Origin of the sequence: Petrotoga sp. 9T1HF07.CasAA.8.2, assembly GCF_002895585.1 — a bacterium.
Classification (GTDB): Bacteria; Thermotogota; Thermotogae; order Petrotogales; family Petrotogaceae; genus Petrotoga; species Petrotoga mobilis.
Genome location: NZ_AZRI01000030.1, coordinates 37076 through 59308, shown reverse-complemented (window position 1 = coordinate 59308; position 22233 = coordinate 37076). Strand labels below are relative to the sequence as shown.

Below are 22233 nucleotides of genomic sequence, written 5' to 3'. Positions count from 1 at the left end.
CTCATCTTTGAGGGCTTTTTTAAAACACGACAAATGCTTTTTTAATATATCCCTCTTTGTCAATATATTCTACTTTATAAGTATCTCCTAAAACTCCTTTTAATTTTAGAATGTCTCCACGGCTTGCAATAGCTATAATTTCTCCTTCCTCGTTTGTGATTTCTGCTTGATTAGTGAATACTTGCAGGTATATATTCTCAAACTTCAAATGAACATATTTTGTGGATTTGTTTCCATCGTTGTCATAAGCTGTTATTTCTAGCATATTTGATTTGAGCTTTTCGGGATTGATTTCCATCGATAGATAGTAAGATTGGCTGTTAACAAAAAAAGTTTGACCCAATATTTCAACTCTAGTAATAAGATTATTATCAAAAGCACTGAGAAGCAATGAGTTGTTTTTATCAGAGATCAAAAATTCTGAAGGTACGTTTATAATCGGTCCTTCTAATACGGGAATGTTTATAGATTCTTTCCTTTTAAAGGTGACAGCTTCGAAAAGGCTTATAGGATTATTTTTATAGAAAAATTTGCTTTCTTCTTGTTCAGGGATATTAGTGGTATACTCCCCATTTTTTCTATAGGAAACAGAGTATCCTTTTTCAAAAATAATACTTTTCAAAGGTATATTATTTTGCTGAAGATCTATAAGACTCAACAAATTACCTTTACTCAAGGCATACAAATACCTTTCATCATTACTCCAAGTTAAATCAACAATTTCACCATTGGAAATATTCATAGTTGATTCTAAGTTTCCATTTTTACTGTTCCATATATAGACATTTCCATCAGTTGTTCCAGTGGCTATGTAGTTATCATCGGGACTCCACTTAATTACCTTTATTGGAGCTGTAATAATCTCAAATTTTTTATATAATTGATTAAACCTTCCATCCCATAAGCGTAAAATCCCTTCAAATCCTCCCATAGCAAGAAAATTTGAATTATTAGCCCAATCCAGTGACCAAATAATGTAGGGAAATTCTTCTACGTAAATTGTATTTTTAAAGGTTGGAAAATCTGATATGCTTACCTTTTTATCTAAGCTTGCCATGGCTATTTTATTTTCGTTGTAATTGATAGAAATATCTTTTATCCAATTTTTATGAAGATTTTCAACTTTTTTATAAACCTTCAAATCAGGTAGTGTAAGTATATAAACATTATTTTCCCATCCCCCTGCAATTAAGAACTTTTCCGAAGGGGAAATCTCCAAAGTGGTTAATTTAAAATCACTTATCTTCTTATTTTCTATTAATATACCCTCAGGGTCGTAAAGCGACAGGTATCCAGAATTTTCTGAAAGTATTAAATGTCCATTTTTTGTTATTTCAAAATCATCTACTTCTTCAGAAAAAGAAAAATGAGTCTCAACTACTCCTGAATCAATATTAAAAACACCTATTTCACTGTTGGAAGTTAAGTAATAAATAAGATTATTATTTCTTGTAATTTTTAGAACATCGGGTTTTTTTAATTCCAATAATTTTTCAATTGATTTTGAATAGACATTTAAAGAGTATATACTAACTCCATCGTTTAGGTAAAGTGTATCGCTTTTGTCATGACTCCATTCAAGAGATTTTATATTAAAATTATCAAGCTTTAGTTCTTGGAGTATTTTTAAAGTTGAAGAATCAAAAAGGATGATCTGATTATTCGTAGTCAAAACAGTAAAATTTTCATTCGATGGTGAAAAAGCGACCTCTTTAATTGTTAAACCTAATGAAAAAGAATTTATTATCTTCAAGTCTTTATCCAATACATAAATATTTCCATTCATTGAAAAAGCAAGTTTATTATCATTTACCATCGCTAATTTAATTATTGAATAATTATCAATTTTGATGGATCTTACTTCTTTATTGTTTAAATAATCAATCAAATAAATATTACCTAAATGGTCTGCTACCAATATTGTACCCTCATCGTAAAATTCTGCAACCGTTGGTATAGTTGAAAACCTCCGTTGAAATTCTACCCTTCTTTTGGTAATATTGTATACGTAGACCGTTTTATCTAAGGAAGTAAATACTATTTTATCTCTAAAACTAGATAAAGAGGAAATAGATTCGTCGGTTACGTTTATTTTGTAATTAAGAAGAGAGGTATCGTTGTTAAACACTTCTATTGTCCCATTACTTTCTGCGATTATAGTATATTTATTGTCGAGGATCCATTCTACATGAGTCGGTATAGAAGAAGCTGAGTAATAACGATTAATGCACTTTTCCTTCAAATCATAAGTTTTAAGGTAGTTATTCTCTACAATTGTGGAAATATCGCCAGTGTTTTTATTTACAAAAAAATCAATAATGTCTGAATGTTCAAAATTATTTACTATTAAATTGGAGAAGATGTTAATACTCAAAATAATCAAGAAAAAAATTACGAAGAATTTTCTCAAAGCACTCAACTCTCTCTCAAAGATTTTTGATTCTCTACTAACTATTATATTATATAATAAAATGATCTTAAAAAGAATCCAAGAATAAAAATTAAAGACTTTAAAAAATGAACAGTGCTGGGTGCGGACGGACTGAGCGGGGCCAGGGGCGCTAAGCAAGATAAGGAGGCTTTAAATTTGAGTGAAAAAGTGAAAATAATTAATGTAATAAAACAAGGGGATAACTATTTTGCTACCATAGAGAATAATCCTTTTTATCCTGATGGAAAAGGAGGGCAACTTGGAGATAGGGGTAAAATTGATACCGCTGAAGTTTTAAGTCCTACAGAAGCGGGTATTGTATTAAGTAAATATTTAAACCCAGGTGAATATTTTTATGAAATAGATGAAAAAAGAAGATATGACATAGCGCAGCAACATACTGGACAACATATATTGTCAGCCGCTTTTGAAAGAATAGCTTCATTAAAAACCGTTAGTTTCAAGATGGGTGAAGAATATTCTACTGTAGATTTAGATGGACAGAATATTGAAGAAGAATTGTTGAATAAAGCCCAAGAACTTTCAAACGATATAATTTCTAAGTGCATAGAAGTGGAAGAAATATATACGGATAAAGAACGAGCCCAAAAATACAATTTAAGAAAACCTCTAAGTGATAAAATAAGTGGTCAAGTGAGGCTGATAAAAATCGATGATTTTGACATATCTGCTTGTGGTGGTTTCCATGTGAAAAACACAGGAAATATCAATCTTTTAAAGATAACAAATACAGAAAAAGTAAAAGGGAATTTAACGAGGGTATATTTTTTAGCGGGTCTTAGAGCCATTAATGATTATTCACAAAAAGATTCGATTTTAAAAAACATTTCTTCTATCTTAACATCTGGGTTGTATGATTTGGAAAACAAAGTAGAAAGTCTATTAAATGAAAACAAAGATTATAAGAACCGTATTAAAAAGTTAGCAGAAAAAAATGCTTATTATCTTGCAAAAGATTTAATCGAAAAGCCGGTAGTTGTGAACAATAACAAAGTAGTTTACCATAAAAAAGAAGATGAAACAGCAGATTTTTTACACAAATACGTCGATTTAAAAAATTATACACTCATTATTGAGGATGAGAAGAACAAAACCTTTTCTATTTTCTCAAAAAATATTAACTGTAAAGAGTTAATAGAAAAATTAAAAACAAAGAACAACATCAAAGGTGGGGGAAGCGAAGTAAGAGGTAACATTAACGGCGATATAAAATTTGAAGACATTCTCAAAATATTAGAAAAATAGCCCAAGATTGGACTATTTTTCAGAAAAAAACCTTCTAATTCTTAGATTCAAATATTTTCACGTAAAAATTCTCTAAGTTTTGTTCGTTTGTGTTGTTCTGAAGTAAAACTATATTTGTATACGGATCATAATTTTTACCGGGTTCATAGACTTTGGAATTTGGATCCAAGTCCAATAATCTTTCGATTTCATCTTTTGATAAGTGAAGAGTTTTTGGAAGAATATGTACGTTTTTACCTAATCCATCTTCTATAAATTTATCGAGGCTAATCTCTTCATTTTTTTCATAAGATACATATTTCAGGATATCTATAAATATATCGGCTGGATATCCCCCTGTAATTGCTCCAAAAGGATTTTGTTGTTCGTCAAAGAATACAAAGGTTGGTGTATATCTGGCACCAAAAGCATAAAACAACTGACCATAATTATATTCTTCTCCTTGAAATGTGGCTTTTTCCGTCGTAGGGTAGATTTCAACAAAAACAAATTCTGTGCGTAGCCATTTTTGAATCTCTTCATCCAACAAGGTTGTTTCTTTAAATTGAGTACACACTGGACACGTGGGTGATGAAAACATAACTACAACTTTTTTGTTTGTTAACTTGGCAACTTCGAAAGCATCATTGAAATTTTCAAAAACAAAATCATCTAACGGGACAGGAAATATAGTAATTACTGGTAGTATAAATAACAATGCAACAAAAAATTTTTTCATAAAAAACACACCTCCATTTTATATTACACTTAGATTGTTAAAAATCCCAAAGGAAACCATAGTCCCCACTACCATAAGCGCAATACCGCCAATAATTCTCAAGGATTTTTGCCATTTAGGTTCTCCTAAAGTTACTTTAGATAATATTTTACTGACAATGCCGCTAAAGAATAGAAACGGGATGGAAATTCCCAGAGAATAAACAAAAAGCAAAAGAGCTCCTCTCAATGCTTGGCCTGTAGTCGTTGCTAAGGTTAGAATCGAAGCCAATATTGGACTTGCGCACGGGATCCATACTAAAGAAATTAAAATTCCAATTACGAAGGCGGAAAAAAAGGAATTATTTTTATTGTATTTTTTTAGATCTATATTCTTTGGAGAAATCAAACTTTTATTCATCAAAAACAGAAATCCAAATAATATTATTAATACACCAGCAAATATGTTAATAACGCTTTGATATTGTGCAAGCATCATACCAATACTACCAGAAATACTACCTAACAAGGCAAAAAAGAGAGAAAGACCAAGAAAGAAGCCCAAACTCCTTTTGATGACCAAACGAGTGTTTGAGATATCAGGGATCACCAATGCGAAAAAAACTGGTATTAAAGGGAAAACGCAAGGGCTAAAAAAAGATAATAACCCACCAGAAAACGCAGTTAAAAAAGTAACAGAAGTTGTTATTGCAAGAGAATTCATCCGATTTACTCCTTTTTCCAAATTATAAAAAGTTAGCCATACCCCGCCACGGTATTTTAATTGTATCACATAAAATAGAGTTTTAGCAACAAAGATTTGTATTTCTATAGCTAACCTAGTAAGAAATATTTGTTTTTTCTTCAATGAATAGAGCCTCATTTTTTGTCCGATGGGTTTACTACTTTGGTAATCAATATTAATTTGAATGTAATAAAAATCGTTTATAATTCTTATACCCTCCCCCAGTGGGATGGATAAAAAGAGACAATTTTATGAAACACGAAAAGATTCTTAGAAAACTTAAAACAGTGCGTGGTTAAATTGATGCAGCTATAAAAAGTTACAATAATTTGGAAAGGAGTGATAAATTATGATGGGATTCGGTTTGGGAATGATGTGGGGAGGATTTTCTTTGATTTTCTTGATAATAATTATCATAGCAGCGATTTATTTTATTAATAATAAGAATGACGATAATTCGAGTTCATATCACAACAATAATAATGACTTTCCTCATCAAGTTGATAGAGCTGAAGAGATCGCTAAAGAGCGTTATGCTAGAGGTGAAATAAGCAAGGAAGAATTTGATCAGATAATAAAAGACTTGAAATAGGATTAAAAAAATAAAGGTTGTAGGGACAAAAGGGCTTGACTATGAGGAGCATGAGTAAATAGATTTCTGGAGAGGAGTGTATATTATGGGATATTGTTATCTGTGGGGTGCTTATGGTCAGAGTATTCTAGGTGGATATTGGTGGATTATACCTTTGCTTTTCTGGGGATTGCTTGCAACGGTAGTTGTGCTATTGTTTAGGGCAAACAAAAAACGCAGCAGCTATAATGCTCTAGACATTCTCAAACAAGAATATGCTCTGGGGCGGATTTCCAGAGAAGAGTATTTGACCAGGAAAAAAGATTTAAAGTAATATTTAAGTAATATTTAAATAATAAAAGTCGGGAGATCGAATCTACCGACTTTTATTATGAAGTACTGCTATCAAAAACCCTGCCTAAAAAAGTTCACTCCTTTATCCAATCGAAAACTTCTTTTTTTGAAATAGTAGCCAAAGCTATGTGGTTATCAGCTCCACCGTAGTAAACATAGTATTGATCACCATATTCAACCAATGCATCTGAGAATACAACGTTTGGAACTCCTCCGAAAATCTCCCACTTTTCCTGAGGTTCCAAAATAGGTTCTTCTGTTCTTTTTAATACCTTTGTTGGATCTTTTAAATCTAAGAGCATAAAGCCCAACCTGTAGATAGGCCTGATATCTTCTTGAACACCATGATACAAAAACAGCCAACCATAAGGAGTTTTTAAAGGTGGGCCACCTGCTCCGATCTTTAAGTTATCCCAATAATCTTTTCTTGGAGAAGCAATTTTTACATAATTGCCCCAATGTATTAAATCATCAGAATATGCAAACCAAATATCTGGTTCCAACCTATGAATTAAGATATATTTTCCATTAACCTTTTCAGGAAACAAGGCAGCATCTTTATTAGGACTTTCGGGCAAAATACTTCCATATCTTTCCCACGTGAAGAAATTCTCTGTGGCAGCTAAAGATATTTTGATATTTCTCGGAGAATAAGCTGTGTAACACATATAATATTTTCCATCTATATGCGTTATTCTTGGGTCTTCGACACCGTATAGTTCCGATAAATCTGAGGGTTCAAATACAGGTTTTTCCATTCTATTAAAGTGTAGACCATCTACACTTACAGCATAACCAATCCGAGAAACCATATCTTCTCCTTGGGCGCGGTACAACATATGGAAGACTTTGCCGTCATAAACAACCGCAGGATTAAAAACAAACCTAGATTCCCACAAATGCATTGGATTTGGTCCAAACAACGGGTTTGACAAATGCCTTTTCAACTTCAAATTCAATATGTATCCCTTCCTTATAAGTACAGTTTTTTGATTGTGATTATTTCAAAGACATTGAAATTCCTTGTAAAAAAGCCTTTCTGAAGATAATGAAGATAAGCACCATTGGCAAAGTTTGGATCACTGAACCTGCCATTACTGGTCCAATATATGCACCGTATTCGTGATTAAAGCTTGCAAGCAACACAGAAAGAGGCATTTTATAATAATCCTGAATAACGATGAGGGGCCACATGAAATTGTCCCATACTCCGATGAATGTGAAGAGCCCAACAATTGCCATAACGGAATTGTTTAAAGGTAACATAATTCTAAAAATAATGAATAGATCGCCGGCTCCGTCGATTTTTGCTGCTTCGATATAGTCGTTTGGGGTCCCTCTAAAACTTTGAGTCATCATAAAAATGCCCCAACCGCTCATAATAAAAGGAACGATTAAAGCTGCCAGCGAATTTAACAGATGCATGTTTCTCATTAGAATGTATAAAGGTATGGTAAACATGAATCCAGGGAACACCATTTGGAAAATAATAAAATTAAATATCCCCTCTCTTGCCTTAAATCTATACTTTGATAAGGCAAAAGAAATGATGGCTGATGTTATTATAACACATACTGTAACGGTGATAGACACAAATAAACTTATGAAAAATGCCCTTATAAACGGTCTATTCATCCTTTCGGCGCTTTCTAGTATAAATCTAAAATGCTCTAAAGTGAACCTCGTTGGTAGAAATCTGGTATAGATTTCAGCAGAGGGTTTTACCGATGCCAAGAACAGCCAGGCATAAGGGTACAACCAGATTAGTGATAAAAAGAACATCACTATATGAAGAATTACATTTCCAGCCTTTGTTTTTTTAGTTATCATACTAAATCAACTTCTCTCTCCATAGTTTTTCTTACTACCCAAATCATTCCAAAGCTTATCATAGCTACAAACACTGCCATTGTTGCAGCGTAAGTTGGGTCCATTCTTTGGAATGCTGTAGTAATCATATGCATCATCGGGGTTAAAGTACTTCTCATTGGACCACCCCCAGTTATCATATAAGGTTCTGTGAATATTCCAAAAGCCAAAGTAATAGCCAAAACCAAGACCATTATTATAGAAGGATTTAATAGTGGCAATGTAATTCTAAAAAACTTTGTAAGACTTCCTGCACCGTCCAACTCTGCTGCTTCATATAAAGATTTTGGTATAGCGGTTAAGCCGGCATATAGTATTAAGCCATAATAGCCAATGAATTTCCAAATAACAATCAGCGCAATGGAAAACATCGCCCATTGTGGGCTTGTAAACCAAGGAATAGTGATACCAAAAAGACTATTTAGCGCTTTATTTACTGGTCCATTGACAGAAAAAAGGTTTGAAAACATAATTGAATAAGCAACTCCTGATGAAACATTGGCTACCAAAAAAGAAAGGGCTATAAAGGTTTTTCCATATTTTATTTTGTTCAGGGCAATGGCAAAGAGTAAAGCTCCTATTAACACAAGAGGAATATAGTACATCATAAAACGAAAAACATTGATTACTGTTTTCCAAAAAAGAGGGTCGGTTAAGACCCTCGTAATATTGCGAAAGCCAACGAATTGAGGTGACCCCACAAACCTCCATTTAGAAAAAAGAAGTATAAATAACCATACAAAAGGATAACCCCAAAATATTGCCGCATAAATTAAATATATTGAAGAAATACCAAAGCCTTTCCTTGCTTCTTTTTTTGCTAACCCTATTTTTTTACTCATTGTTTTAACCTTCCCTTACCAGAGGATTCTGTTTATAGCCTTAATTGCATCATCCAAAGCTTCTTGAACATCTTTGGTGCCATGCATTAAAGGTTCAATCAATTCAACAGTCATGATATCTTGTACGTCAACAGTTGTTGTAATTGGTGCGGGAGGAACAGCATAAGGGACATATTTGGCATATTCAGCTGCTAAAGGATTTGTCTCCCAAAAATCAGCAAATATTTCATTAGTTAATAAGTCTTCTCTTGCTGGTGGCATTTTGGTATATTCTAACCATTTCGAATCGAAATCTTCTCTCGAGAATACCCATTTAACAAATTCCCAAGCTTCTTCCAAGTTTTTTGTAGTATTAAAAATTACAAGCCCTTTTGCATCAGCAAAAGTATAAATCGGTTGATCACTTGGATAATTGTCAGGAACTGGTGGCGGTGTAATAACAATATCATCAACGACGTCTGGATACTGATTCTCGGCATAAGCGATGCTCCAAGGACCCATCAATGTTCCAGCAATAGCTCCGTTATAAAATGGATCAGAACCTAAATCTACAGCAGTCCATTGGTTATCAAACATTGTTTTGATAAACTGAGCTACTTCTTGACCAACTTCGTCGTTGAATGTTGCTCTCATCCTATCAGTATCTATATATGATTTTCCTTGACCTGCTGCATAGTAATACGTAATAAAGTCAAACCATCTATCCCACCAATTTCTTCCTGCAATTACTTGGATGGAATATCGTTCCATGGGTACCACAAAGTTTTTAGAAAATTCGTAGATCTCTGAGTACGTTCTTGGGGGATTATCAAAGCCGGCATCTTTCAATAAAGAATCTCTCCACCACATCAGAACAGGGTTTGAATAAATAGGTATAACATATGCATTACCGTTTATTTCCCAGCCTTCTATGATACTTCCCATCTTTCTTGTTTCAACAAGTTCATCGAAACCTTCTAATTCACTTAAAGCTACTAATTGGCCTATATCCGCTAATTGTGCAGCAAATCCTGAAAAGATGTTGGTGGAAATATCTGGGGCTCTTCCCGAAGCTATAGCTGTTAGGATAGCTTCTTCTGAGCTTCCTGCTGCAGGAATGGTAGACCACTCGATATCAATTTCAGGATGTAAAGTTTCATATTCAGCAACGACTTCCTTCCAAAACATTTCTTGCTGAGGATTAGGAGCGGTCCAAAAAACGAGTTTTGTCTGGGAAAAGGCAAAAACCGTCAACAATAACACAATAAACACCACTGTGAACTTTTTCATACTGACCATACCTCCTTTGAATTGGGTTACTACCCAATAATTATTTATAATTTTTTAAAATAAGTCATTATATTTCTTATATTGCTTGATCACTATTCCTAATTCTTAGCTCTTATCGTACTATCCCTTTCGATAAAGGTGGTGAATAACGAGATCATTGCTGGATGAGGATTCTTTTCATTGATCAAATCTATTAGTCTATTTAAAGCGATATTCCCCATCTCAAACTTGAAAACTTTTACCGTTGACAGTTTAGGTTCAGAAACCGAAGAAGAAATAATATCGTCAAATCCAATTAGTTGAATATCTTTTGGGACATGAATTTTTTTCTTTTTTAAAAAATTTAAAATTATTAAAGCTATAACATCATTTGAAGCAAAAATTACATTAGGTTTTTTGGATAAAGTTAGATTTAATGCATATAATATACCTTCTGGAGTTTCGTCACACTCGAATGTTTGAGGCAGCAATCCAAATTCAGTCATCGCTGCCGTGTATCCTTCAAATCTATTTCTAAATCCCCAATATGTAAGTGGACCGTGAATATGTACAATTTTTTTATATCCACGTGAGATCATTTGTTTTATTGTATAATAGGCGCCGTCAAAGCCGTTTGAGATTACGGAATCAACTTTTAAAGCAGGAATGTAATTATCTACAAGTACCTTTGGTAAATCTGAATTTTCGACTAACTTAGGTAGACGGTCTCCTCCCATTATCAGCAAGCCATCTAAATCTTCCAGTAATTTTCTGTTTCCATTATCAAAGGTTTGCAATTTTATTTGGATATTGTTTTCTTTTGCTAAACTTTCTATTCCCGCTAAAACAGTTGTATAGAACTCTCTTATACCAAATGAGTCATTTCCTTTGAGAATTTTGTCTATCCTTTTACTAATGACTAAACCAATGTTATAAGAACTTTTTTTGTTGGCTAAATTCCGAGCTATTCCCGAGGGTTTATAATCTAATTCTTCGATAGCTCGTAAAACTTTTTCTTTAGTTTTTTCCGAAACATTGTCTTTTGAATTCAAAACTCTTGATACTGAGGCTATCGATACACCAGCTAATTTTGCTACATCATCTATTGTTGACATTTAGTAATACCTCCATTTTGTAAGCGCTTACAAAAAAATTATAACAGTATACATAAAGAAAGTCAAACTTGATTATAGCTAAATAAAGTCAATTAATGGCAATTATTCTCGATTATTTCAAAAAATCTTCTTTTTTCTAAGAGTTGATATTCGAAAAAATACTTTAAGAAAATCAAAAAATAAGAAAATAGGAGATTTCAACTGATAAAAGACCCTAATTGTTTCTAATTACGTATAAACGGTTATAACCGACTTTGCATAGATTTTTTTGAGGTGTTATAATTATCAATGAGATTGTAAGCGCTTACATAACGAAAAAGCAAAAAGTTTGTTTGGTTTATAGTATCCCAATAAAAATATTTTTATGAAAAATGAAAGGAGGAGGAACAAAAGTGAAAAAAGCGAGAATCTTTGTAACTTTGGTGACGGTTCTTCTTGTAACCTTCACTCTTTTTGCAGAGGAAAAGGTGTTAAAAGTTTCTACCGAGCAAATGACAAGCCTTGATGTTCCTTTTGTGGTAAGTTTTTCTGAGTTGTTGGATTTTGTTGGATATGATTTCGATGCGAACTGGAATTCTATCAGAATAAAAGATTCGAAAGGAAAAGATCTTCCTTATCAGATTGTGGATGTTGATCAAAACGGAAGAATTTCTTCGCCAGATTTTCTCCTATTTGTGTTTAAGAATGAAGCCAATATCGTTGTCTCGGATGATTGGGATTTGGACTTACTTCAATTTGAACCAGCTTTCACAATTGAGGAAAAAGACGGAGAATACAATGTAGTAAACAAAAATTTTACGGTCAAGGTAAATAACCACGGATTAGCAAATTTTACTAAATTTGGCAACGTGGAAGGAATTTTGTACAATGAACTTGGGACAGCAAGAATTGCGGGGTGGTCAGGTAGCACATACTATGTAGACGGGAAGTTAGGCAAACACGTTGAAACAACATCTATGGGATTAACAGTGAAGGATTTAAAAGTTTTTGATCCAGGGCCTGTTGCTGTAACTGTTCAGGCAGTACTTTCCTATGAAGAGCTCCCTGGTCTCACACAAAAGATAACCACATATATTTTTAAAACTGGGGATGTGCTAGTGGAAAATGAATTTTCTTTCTCCAATTACGTTGATATAATGAAATTACAAGTTATGGCTACAGCACCTTTAACTACCGTTGATGATGGTTCTTTACATATCACTCCTATGTTTAGAAGAGTGATTTGGGCAGAACAATTAGGAATAACCCCATATGAATATTGGAAGGAAAGAGGTGCAGTAGAAATAGTTGATGAAAATGCTTATGTAGTTTTTCCAGCAATTGATTCAATGAAACCTTTATGGTGGGGAGCGACATATGCCTTTGTTTCTATGGAAGATTGGAGAGCAAACTTTTCAGAGAAATATGGTTTGATAGCCGCAGAAATATTACCACAAACATCCGTTGTTTATTCAGACCTTAAAAAATTTGTTTATAATGATTTTTGGTTTTATGAAAGTAGAGAATTTAGAGATGGGATATTTAGATGGATCCCAGGAGAGTTGAATAATTATGAAGCTACAAAAGGCACTTTTGAGGGAACTAATGAAGCTGATTGGATGATGAAATTCAAAGCTGGAGACGAAGTAACTTATACGAGATATTTCTCAATTTATTCTGCAAAGAACACTGTAGAAGCTATAAAATTGCTTGAAGGAAGGGCACATGAGATACAAAATTTAAAACTTATTGTTCAGTAAATCTTTTATTTCTGCAGCATTTATAAATGCTGCAGAAATATTTTGTTTTTATAAAGTTTAGAGGGAGGAACGCATATGAATTGGAGGAAATTCTTCATGTTTTCTTTTATTTTTTTATCTGTAATTTCCTTTGGTGTACCGGAGATAAATCTTAGCCATCTTGAATTTTTAAGGGACGAATTCATAATAGAAAGCGAGACAAAAATCGGTTATTGGATATATGCTGAAAAATTCGGAGATACATATGTTCACACAGAGGCAAAAGGCGAAGGAGTAACTTGTGTAGATGATGTAGCGAGGGTTGCAGTATTGTATACAGAACTTTATAAACTTTATCCCAACGAATTTTACCTTCAAAGAGCAAAAGAAGCTTTAGATTTTGTGATGGCACTTCAAGATTCTGATGGAGATTTCTATAACTTTATTTTTGAGGATGGTAGTATTAATAAGCAAGGAGTAACAAGTAGAAAATCGGCAAATTGGTGGGCGGCAAGAGGATTTTGGGCTATCTCAAATGCCTTAGAAGTCTTTAATGAGGATCGAGATTTTCAAAAGAAATTAGAAAATTCTGCCAAATTAGCGTATAGTTTTTTATCAAGGAGCTTGGATGAAAATTACTTTTTGAATAAAAATTCAGATGTTTCTTCCGTTTTCCTTTTAGGTGTGATTGAATATTACAAATATACAGGGGATGAAAGTGTAAAAGAATTGGCTATAAAAATTGGAGATTCAATTCTTAATACACAGATAAAAGAAGGATTGTTGAAGGGGGCATTCAACGAAGGAACAGATTACCAATTATGGCATAGTTGGGGTAGTAGACAAGGAGAGGCTCTGATTGAACTGTACAGAATAACAGGAAATACTAAATATTTAGATTCTGCAATCTCTTTAGCAGATGAATTCTATCCAGTATTGCTTTCTTTAGGTCCGGTTTATGAAATAGGAAAATATATAAAAATGTATCCTCAGATAGCTTATGCAGTCGAACCAATAATTTCGACTTTAGTGAAATTGTATTCAGTTACCCAGGAAGAAAAATATGCCTACATTGCCGCCTTGTTCGGAGGGTTTTTTGAAAGGAACAATCATTTAGCTTCTCCGATGTATGGACCAAACGGTGAAGGTTATGATTCTTTACATTCTATATATATAAACAGCAATGCCGGTGCTGAATCGACAATATGTGCTTTGCTAAGTTTAGTAAGGTTAAAAACCTTACCTTCCCAGGTTCAACCATTAACTTCGTCTAAAATAATTGGCGGTCGAGAGACTCTATTGTTTGAATCTGAGAAAATGGATGCGGGCATTTATTATTTTGAATTGGACAATACCAATAATATTCGCATTAAGACCGAAGAAAGCATAAGGATAAGACAAAAAATTGAGAATTTTTATCCTGGAGAGTATGAAGTTTATATAGCCGGGTCTTTTGATTCTAACACCCACGTTAAAGCTTCTTCTGGAGATAATTCAATAGATAAAAACTTAGATTCAAATGATGGTATTATGTACATTGGGGACTTAAATATGGAAGAAAATCAAATTATTTTGTACTTAAAACCTGAAAATGGTTTTATTTACGTTGATCAAGTTATTTTAAAACCAGTAGATCCCGCTTTTATATTTGAATTCGACCAATCTTATTATGAATTCTCTAAAGGAAAAATTGAAAAAACAACTTATGAAGCAGCAACAGAAGAAAGTTTATATACTCAAACCGCTGAAGTTGAAGGTATTTTTATTAACAATAGCTTTTTATTGGATATAGAAGAGTTATTTAACAACGATGGCATAGTAAGTTTCTCCGAAAGAAAATCTGGTAATTTTGATAACTACGATGGAATAATAGGAGCAAAATACCCAGTAGAGGAACTTATAAAACATTTAACGAATAATATGTTCTTTTATGAAAAAGAAAATGTTTATTTTAAATTTAAGATTGATGGAAACGATAACCTAATACTAACTTCTCAGGTTATAAATCTAAAAGATATAGAAAAAACTTTTGATTACATGTACATTGTTGGTGGGAGCGACCATGGCAATTATACCGGTAAAATAATGATTCTTTACCAAGATGGATCAAGTCAGGAGGTGGAAATCGCCTTTTCCGATTGGTGCCAGTCTCCAATTTATGGTGAAACGGTTCTTTTGGAGTTAGGTTATAGATACGATAGCTTAGGAATAACAGAAAATATAAATCCACAAATGTACATGTTGAAGATTCCTTTAAAATCTGTGCCTGTGCAATCTATCTTTTTGCCTCAAATTCCAACGATGCATATCTTTGCCATATCTTTAAAGTGAATTCGATTTAAGAGTCCAGTTATGTTTTTTGAAAATAGAAAGGCGAAATCCATTAATGAATAATCGATTCTTATTCAAGAAAAGACTTGGGAGCATCCCAAGTCTTTTCTAAAGGATCATATCTTTTTTGATGACACTTCCATCACTGTCGTATATTTCGAAATGGATCTTTTTTATTTTCAAAATATTCGTTGGATCGTATGTTGTCACATCTATTTTGAAATCATTACCTACTTTTGTTATATCTATCTTTAAATTACCAAACTCTCCTTTTGTGAAGTTGTAAGTAGTTCCATCGTCATCATAATAATTGTAAACAGCTTGATCGCTAACCAAACCAATGACTGTTAGTTCTGTAATTTCTTTTTCACCAACATAATTCATAGGCTCGGATAGAAGTATCAAGCTATTCTCTTTTATGAAAAGAGGAATTTCATTTAAATCTGCCTCAATGTAATAATCTCCCGGTTCATAAACTTTCATATTTCTTTCTTCGTATTTAGAAGCCGTCCAATTTAGCCACTTCACTTCTGGCAAGTGTACATATCTTCCCTTTTTGTTTTGTTCGTGAACAGGTGCTACCATCAAAGAATCTCCATACATGTACTGATCTTCTATATCTTTTACCCTATCCTCTTCAAATACAAAAGATAAAGATTTTACAAATGGGACAGATTCTTTCACGGAGTTCATATATTCTGAGTAAGTATAAGGTATGAAAGCGTACCTAAGCCTCACTATGTCTCTCATGATGTTCAAAGATTCTTCATCGAACTGCCAAGGCTCCTGAGGCCTTGTATTTAGTGCGGAATGGTTTCGATAAAATGGCGTGAATGCTCCTAACTCCATCCATCTTATGACCAATTCGGCAGATGAATCTGCTCCAAAGCCGCCAACATCAGCTCCCGTATAGAAAAATCCCATCATATTTAAAGATTGCAGCATTCTTATATTAACAATCATGTGTTCCCACCAAGATTTATTATCCCCCATCCATATTGAAGCCATTCTGTGGAGACCCGGATAACTGCTTCTTGAGAGTAACAGATATCTTTCATTCGGGCATAACTCTTTCAACTCATCTGCAGTAGCTTTTGTCATGTTGAATCCGTATAAGTTATGAACCGTATCGTGATTTATTAAACTACCGTCGTCTAGTTTATGGTAGAAGCTTTTATAATCTTCTCTGTTATTAGCTATTTTCAAAAGTGTTTCTCTTGCCAAGAAAACTTCTATGCCTGCATTTTCTTTATTTTTTTCCAAACTTTTTAACAGTTCGATGAGATTGTCTAAACCTTTAGGAGTATAAAATATTGAAGGTTCGTTCATATCGTTCCAAAAACCTTTTATTCCCATATCTGTAAAGATTTTATACTTCTTGCCCCACCATCTTCTGACTTCTGAGTTCAAAAAGTTTGGAAAATGCGTAGGTCCTGGCCAGACAGCTGCAACAAAGTCGTTTCCGTTTTCATCAACACAGAAAAAACCTTTTTCCTTGCCTTCTTCGTACATTTCATAGTCCTTTTCTATTTTTACCCCGGGGTCTATAATCGGTATAATTTTTATTCCCATTTCTTTTAGGTCCTTCACCATCCCCTCGTAGTTAGGGAATTTTTCTTTGTTTATCGTGAAGACCTTGTAACTATCCATGTAATCTATATCTGTGTAAATGACATCACAGGGAATTCCCGTTTCTCTAAATTTTTTTGCTACATTTCTAACTTCCTCTTCAGAGAAGTAACTCCACTTTGATTGCTGAAACCCAAAAGCCCATTTTGGAGGGATGTAAGGTTTCCCAGTTAAATTAAAGTATTCCTTTATTATGGATAGCTTTTCATCACAATCAAAGATATACAAATCAAAATCTTTTGAAGGGACGGTTATCTTTAAAATATCTTTATCTGTAAACCCTATGTCAAAGATTATTTCGGAAGGATAATCAATGAACAATCCAAAAGTACTTTTTCCATCCAAGATCATAAAAGGATGAGAACCGTATAAAGACATCTTATCAGGGGTATGTTCAGGATCATCAGTGTTGTAGAATCTGTATATTTTACCTCTTTTGTTCAGTGCCCCAAGAGTTTCTCCTAATCCATATACAACATCTTCTTTTGACATCTTGTATATGAAATTTATTTTGTTGTCTTTTTCTTCAACTTGAAAATATGGGATTGTATCGTTTTGTTGGAAATCTTTGCTTTCTAAGTCAACTATCACCGCCCCCGTTTTAAAAGGTTTGCCGCTTCTGTACAAAGTAGTGTATGGCGTTAAATGTGTCTTTGTGAACATAGGTAATTCCTCCTCAAGTTTTTATTCTAATTCCATCAGAATAGTTGACCAATATTCAATTGTTGGAACTTTTACAATTAACCCATTTTCTGTTTCTGAAAAATCTATTTTTGAAAAAAATAACTGATTATCAGCTGAAGCAAAATATAGATTTTTAATATTGTTTAAAGGAATAAAAATTTCTATATCATTGATTGTATTGGGCTTTTTTGTTTTCATTCTCCAAAAGTTAGTGCTTGTCCCTACAAAATTGACAAGATTAATGAAAACATACTTAGAGTTCATCTTAACATTGTACCATATAGAATCTTTTTTTGGGTTCAAAGATAAATTATTTCCTTTTAATTCTACTTCTTTTTCTGGGATATCAAATAATTCTTCATATCTTACTTGGTAATCGTAGTAATTCCTAAGTTTATTTAGTAAATCTTGACTTACAATATCTGCGTCACCAGGGAAATAGGGTCCTCCAAGTATTAACATATATTCTCCCAGTTCTAATCTTCTTCCACCACTTATTGCAATAACAGCATCGGTCAAAGTAATATTTTCTTCAAAAGAGGGATTAATGTAAGCAGCAGTTATGACATCCTTTTTGCTTCTTTCCTTAGCTTCTTTGATCATTTTGTACATATCTTCATATGTATTACATGATTCCCAAGGTTCAATATAAATCATGTCTGCTTTAGTTTGAGATTGAATTTCCTTAGGCCAATTATTAACATAATTAAAGATTACAGGAGCTTCTGTTTGCTGTTTCAATTTATTTATGAATTCCTTAAAACCTTTAGATGTTATGTAAGGTTTATATTCGTTATCTTCTAAGTAAAAAGATGCATAATCTTTAGGGTATCCATATTGATCTAAATGTATCCCATCAAATCCAAAATTTAAAGTTTCTTTACATTGTTGTATAAGAAATTTTGTCCAACCTGAATCTTGATAAGTATTTGTGATTAAAATTTTTTGATAAAAGTCAACAGGTTCATAATGCTCACCTTTTATTTCATATAACAACCACTCGGGATTGTCTAAGCCAAGATTTCTTTCTACACCGTAAATAGAAACATACGCCATGGAAAAAATATTATTTTTATGGCCTTCTCTTATTAGTTCCTTTAAAACGGAATTTGATATGTTTTTTTGTCTATTCCAAGCATCTTTGTAATTTTCTTCTTTAGAAACTAAATATCCATAATCATACATCCAATCATAATATTGCAAAGAGTTGATATGGTATTGAGCTAAATAATCAAAAGTTTTTTCAATGTTAATTCTTTCTTCACCAAAATCTGTTAAAAACCCATAGCGAGGGGACTCAGTCCAAGAATTTAAAACTGAAAAGCCTCTGCTTAAGATCAAATCATCATTTACATAAAAGTCTAATCCATACCCTCCAACTGTAGAAGGAGCTTTTAAAAATATTTGCATGGTTTCATCCACTTTAGATATGTTCATACTTAATTCATTAATTGTTTGAATACCTTTAGTTATAACAATTTTAATTTTTTTCGTTTCATTAGGAAGATTCAACAACCTTAGATTTATAGAATCATTTGGATAATAGAATGATTTATCAAACAAAATGTCCATACTTTCACCTCCAAGTATTGATACGAACAAAAGCAAGTTGTAAAAGCTTAAAAATATGATTTTCTTACGCAATTAAAAGTCCCTCCTTTCAGAGTTTTAAACCTCCTTCAGAAACTGATTGTATAAAATACTTTTGAAATAGGACATAAACTACTAATACAGGAGCCAAAGAAATCATAGTTCCCGCAAATAAAACATTCCATTGAACGCTATATTGACCGTGGAAAGTCATTATACCGATAGGCAATGTCCAATTGTTCTTTGAAGTTAATATCAAAGATGGCCAAAAATAGTCGTCCCATATTCCCAAAAAAGACATTATAGTTAACGCTCCTACAGAAGGGAGAGCTTGTGGGAAAACTATATAAATAAATCTCTGCCAGGCATTGGCTCCATCCAATTCTGCGCTTTCTTCGTATTCAACAGGCATAGCTTCAAAAAATCCCCTCAAGAAAAAGGCGTTGAATGCAATTCCTCCTATTCCTCCTGTTAAAATAAGTGTAATTTTGTTGTCCATCAACCATCTTATTTTACTAACAATGTCGAATTGAGGAATTATGAGAAGTAATCCTGGTACGGCTAAAGTAGCAATTAGAAGGGAGAAAAAAGTTTCTTTCCCTGGAAAATTATACCTTGCAAATCCATATGCCGTTAAAGTGGATAATAGAACATTCAAAATAATTGCAGGAAGCGTTATGGTGACGCTGTTTATAAAGTATCTGGGAAAATCTGTTTCTTTCCAGACAGTTATATAATTTTGGAATGTGGCAGGCTTAGGGATTAATTGAGGTGGAACGGTGAAAATATAACCTGTTTCCTTTAAGGAAGTTATAAACATATAATAGAATGGAAAAGTCATTATTATTGCTCCTAAAATTAAAATACAAAAAATACCTATATTAATTATTTTTTTTGAGATTTTTCTTTCCATTTTTTCACTCCTTAATAGAGACTTCTTTTAGCTAATAGTTTCCTTTGAATTTGGGCTATGGTAAAAACAATAATGAAGAAAATTACCGATATTGCTGACCCATAACCAAAGTGGAAATAATCGAAGGCTTCTTTAAACATATATGAAGACAAGACCTCCGTTGATCCCATCGGTCCCCCGCCAGTCATAACATAAACTGAAAGAAAAACATTAAATCCGCCAATTGTAAGCATGACAAGTTCGAACATAATTGTGGGTACCATTAAAGGTAAAGTAATTTTAGTTGTGGTTTGCCAGCTATTAGCACCGTCTAAAGAAGCCGCTTCGTAAAGTTGTTTAGGTATTCCTTGAAGTCCGGCTAAGAAAATAAGCATCGACCACCCTATGCCTTTCCATATTCCCAATGTGTAAATAGGTATCATTGCTGTTTTTGGGTTGGATAGCCATGGAACATCCTTCTGTATTATATGAAGCAAGTCTTTTAATAGAAAGTTTACTAAACCTCCTCTTGCAGCAAAGAGATATTGAAACAATATTGAGACTATTACCCAAGAAGTGATGACAGGCAAATAGTACAGCAACCGAAATAAAGTTTGACCTTTCATTTTTCTATTTAAAAGGAGAGCTACTAAAAAGCCAAAAACCATTTGTCCAGGAACTGTAATTAGTGTATAAAAAATCGTATTCTTAAGAGCTGCATAAAATTTTGGATCTTGAAATAATTGGGTATAATTTTCTAAGCCAATAAATTTATTAGGAATATTAGGATTAATATTCCATTTATATAAACTCATAATGAAACTTTTTATAATCGGGTACAAAGTCCACGCAAGATAACTGATCAAACCAGGCAAGACAAAAAGAAGGCCAACCAATTTTCTTCTCTTTTCCCTAGTCATTCTTTATTCCTCCTATAATACAAGAAATTATATTAGGTGGAGGGGAATATCCTCCACCTAGAATTTTACTTTCCATCCTTATCTATAGTCATTCAGAATTTCTTCAATTTCATAAGCGGCGTTATCTAAAGCATCCTGTGCCTCTACTCCTCCTATAACCGCATTTTGCCAGGCACTATCCATAATATCGTTGATTTCGTTCCAAGCAGGATGAGGGGAGCGAGGAACTGCTGTTTCTAATTGTTTTAGATAAACTGGGAAGAATGGATGTCCTTTAATTTCAGGTTCGTCAAGTAATCCATTCAATATTGGCATCTGACCAACAGTTGCAAATTTTAGCTGAACATCCTTTGAGGTCAAGAATTTTACAAACTCCCATGCTTCTTCTTTGTATTTAGTAGAGTTGAAAATAACTATGTCTTCACCGCCGACAACAGACTTGGATCCTCCTTTACCAGCAGGAATGAGGGAATAATTAATTTCTGCATTGGGATACTGACCTTTTATAATACTCTCAGCCCATGGACCATCAAAGGTCATAGCATAAACACCTTCAGCATATCCTTCTAATACACCAATTCCCCCTCCTCCGATAGGTGCAATATAGCCTTGATTGTATAAATCTTTAAATGTTTTTAAAGCTTCGACACTTTCTGGTGCATTCACGTATCCTTCTGCCTTCGAATTTGTTGGATCAAGGATTTGACCACCAAAAGAATATATCCAAGCCATACTATTCCATGGTCCGAAACCTGTATCAGCAAAACCCCATTGGTCAATCTGTCCGTCTCCATCAGTATCTTTGGTTAAAATTTTGATATATTTAATAAATTCTTCCATATTTGTTGGAGGCTCACTTAATCCACTTTCTTCAAACATTTTACGGTTCCATAACAAAACTCTTGTATTTGTATCCAAAGGGACTCCGTAATAATGACCTTTCCAGTAATTTGTAGCCAATGGACCGGGTAAAAAATCATCTTTAATTTGTTGAAAATCATTGGCAAATTCTTCATCGAGTGGTAATAAGACACCAATATCAGCAAATTGTGGGACCCAGATAATATCCATCCTCATAACGTCAGGGTATTGTGCAGCTGCTGTGCTTACGATCAATCTTCTTCTCATTTCATCGTAAGGAACTTGAACTTCTGTAATTTTGATATCAGGATGTTCTTTTTCAAATTCCGGTATAATTTCTTCAGTTAATAGTTTATACTCTCCTGAAGCAGTAGAATAACTATGCCAAAAAATAACTTCCTTAACCTGAGCCAACATGAAGGTGCTAATAAGTACCACAACCAACAAAAAGAATGCTTTTTTCATAATATC

Annotated in this window: 18 protein-coding genes; 5 read left to right on the top strand and 13 right to left on the bottom strand. The window is 33.3% G+C overall.

What is annotated here, in order from left to right; all coding sequences use genetic code 11:
• Nucleotides 1-19 precede the first annotated feature (19 nt).
• Nucleotides 20-2410 (bottom strand): WD40 repeat domain-containing protein, encoded by a 2391-nt coding sequence (locus X925_RS07205; RefSeq protein WP_121959574.1) that lies wholly within the window; start codon nucleotides 2408-2410, stop codon nucleotides 20-22.
• Nucleotides 2411-2587: 177 nt separating this feature from the next.
• On the opposite strand from X925_RS07205, the gene X925_RS07200 reads away from it, so the two are divergent.
• Complete coding sequence (locus X925_RS07200; RefSeq protein ID WP_121959573.1) at nucleotides 2588-3697, top strand: alanyl-tRNA editing protein; 1110 nt, start codon at nucleotides 2588-2590, stop codon at nucleotides 3695-3697.
• Between the two features lie 34 nt (nucleotides 3698-3731).
• Here the strand turns inward: X925_RS07200 and X925_RS07195 are convergent, their stop codons facing one another.
• A complete protein-coding gene (locus X925_RS07195) occupies nucleotides 3732-4415 on the bottom strand; it encodes a thioredoxin fold domain-containing protein (protein ID WP_121959572.1) in 684 nt (227 codons plus the stop codon).
• 18 nt (nucleotides 4416-4433) lie between these two features.
• A complete protein-coding gene (locus X925_RS07190) occupies nucleotides 4434-5261 on the bottom strand; it encodes a cytochrome c biogenesis CcdA family protein (protein WP_233187758.1) in 828 nt (275 codons plus the stop codon).
• A 226-nt stretch (nucleotides 5262-5487) separates the two neighbouring features.
• Here X925_RS07190 and X925_RS07185 point away from each other — a divergent pair, with 226 nt between their 5' ends.
• Both X925_RS07185 and X925_RS07180 read left to right on the top strand, forming a co-directional pair.
• Nucleotides 5488-5730: an SHOCT domain-containing protein gene (locus X925_RS07185; RefSeq protein WP_012208930.1), complete on the top strand. Its 243-nt coding sequence runs from the start codon at nucleotides 5488-5490 to the stop codon at nucleotides 5728-5730.
• An 85-nt stretch (nucleotides 5731-5815) separates the two neighbouring features.
• Entirely contained in the window at nucleotides 5816-6043 is a 228-nt protein-coding gene (locus tag X925_RS07180; RefSeq protein ID WP_012208929.1) for an SHOCT domain-containing protein, read from the top strand.
• Nucleotides 6044-6137: 94 nt separating this feature from the next.
• On the opposite strand, the gene X925_RS07175 is transcribed toward X925_RS07180, so the two are convergent.
• The 5 genes from X925_RS07175 to X925_RS07155 all read right to left on the bottom strand — a co-directional run bounded on the left by X925_RS07175 (nucleotide 6138) and on the right by X925_RS07155 (nucleotide 11137).
• Nucleotides 6138-7022 (bottom strand): glycosidase, encoded by an 885-nt coding sequence (locus X925_RS07175; protein WP_121959571.1) that lies wholly within the window; start codon nucleotides 7020-7022, stop codon nucleotides 6138-6140.
• 40 nt (nucleotides 7023-7062) lie between these two features.
• Nucleotides 7063-7893: a carbohydrate ABC transporter permease gene (locus X925_RS07170; protein WP_121959570.1), complete on the bottom strand. Its 831-nt coding sequence runs from the start codon at nucleotides 7891-7893 to the stop codon at nucleotides 7063-7065.
• On the bottom strand, nucleotides 7890-8774 hold the full coding sequence (locus X925_RS07165; protein ID WP_103064982.1) for a carbohydrate ABC transporter permease: 885 nt from the start codon (nucleotides 8772-8774) through the stop codon (nucleotides 7890-7892). The genes X925_RS07170 and X925_RS07165 overlap by 4 nt, the downstream gene beginning before the upstream one ends.
• Before the next feature lie 15 nt (nucleotides 8775-8789).
• Complete coding sequence (locus X925_RS07160; RefSeq protein ID WP_103066023.1) at nucleotides 8790-10043, bottom strand: extracellular solute-binding protein; 1254 nt, start codon at nucleotides 10041-10043, stop codon at nucleotides 8790-8792.
• A gap of 98 nt (nucleotides 10044-10141) precedes the next feature.
• Nucleotides 10142-11137 carry a LacI family DNA-binding transcriptional regulator gene (locus X925_RS07155; protein WP_103066022.1) on the bottom strand — a complete coding sequence of 332 codons (996 nt, stop codon included), beginning with the start codon at nucleotides 11135-11137 and terminating at the stop codon, nucleotides 10142-10144.
• 392 nt (nucleotides 11138-11529) lie between these two features.
• Between X925_RS07155 and X925_RS07150 the strand changes: the two genes are divergently transcribed.
• Together X925_RS07150 and X925_RS07145 are read left to right on the top strand one after the other, a co-directional pair.
• Entirely contained in the window at nucleotides 11530-12876 is a 1347-nt protein-coding gene (locus tag X925_RS07150) for a hypothetical protein (protein ID WP_103066021.1), read from the top strand.
• Between the two features lie 75 nt (nucleotides 12877-12951).
• Entirely contained in the window at nucleotides 12952-15186 is a 2235-nt protein-coding gene (locus X925_RS07145; protein ID WP_121959569.1) for a hypothetical protein, read from the top strand.
• 108 nt (nucleotides 15187-15294) lie between these two features.
• Here the strand turns inward: X925_RS07145 and X925_RS07140 are convergent, their stop codons facing one another.
• The 5 genes from X925_RS07140 to X925_RS07120 form a co-directional block, all read right to left on the bottom strand.
• A complete protein-coding gene (locus tag X925_RS07140) occupies nucleotides 15295-17478 on the bottom strand; it encodes a TIM-barrel domain-containing protein (RefSeq protein WP_121959568.1) in 2184 nt (727 codons plus the stop codon).
• A 21-nt stretch (nucleotides 17479-17499) separates the two neighbouring features.
• Nucleotides 17500-19143 (bottom strand): glycoside hydrolase family 66 protein, encoded by a 1644-nt coding sequence (locus X925_RS07135; protein ID WP_121959567.1) that lies wholly within the window; start codon nucleotides 19141-19143, stop codon nucleotides 17500-17502.
• 16 nt (nucleotides 19144-19159) lie between these two features.
• Entirely contained in the window at nucleotides 19160-20002 is an 843-nt protein-coding gene (locus X925_RS07130) for a carbohydrate ABC transporter permease (protein ID WP_121959566.1), read from the bottom strand.
• 11 nt (nucleotides 20003-20013) lie between these two features.
• Nucleotides 20014-20901, bottom strand: coding sequence for a carbohydrate ABC transporter permease (locus tag X925_RS07125; RefSeq protein WP_121959565.1), 888 nt, complete (start codon nucleotides 20899-20901; stop codon nucleotides 20014-20016).
• Between the two features lie 78 nt (nucleotides 20902-20979).
• Complete coding sequence (locus X925_RS07120; protein ID WP_121959564.1) at nucleotides 20980-22227, bottom strand: extracellular solute-binding protein; 1248 nt, start codon at nucleotides 22225-22227, stop codon at nucleotides 20980-20982.
• Nucleotides 22228-22233 lie beyond the last annotated feature (6 nt).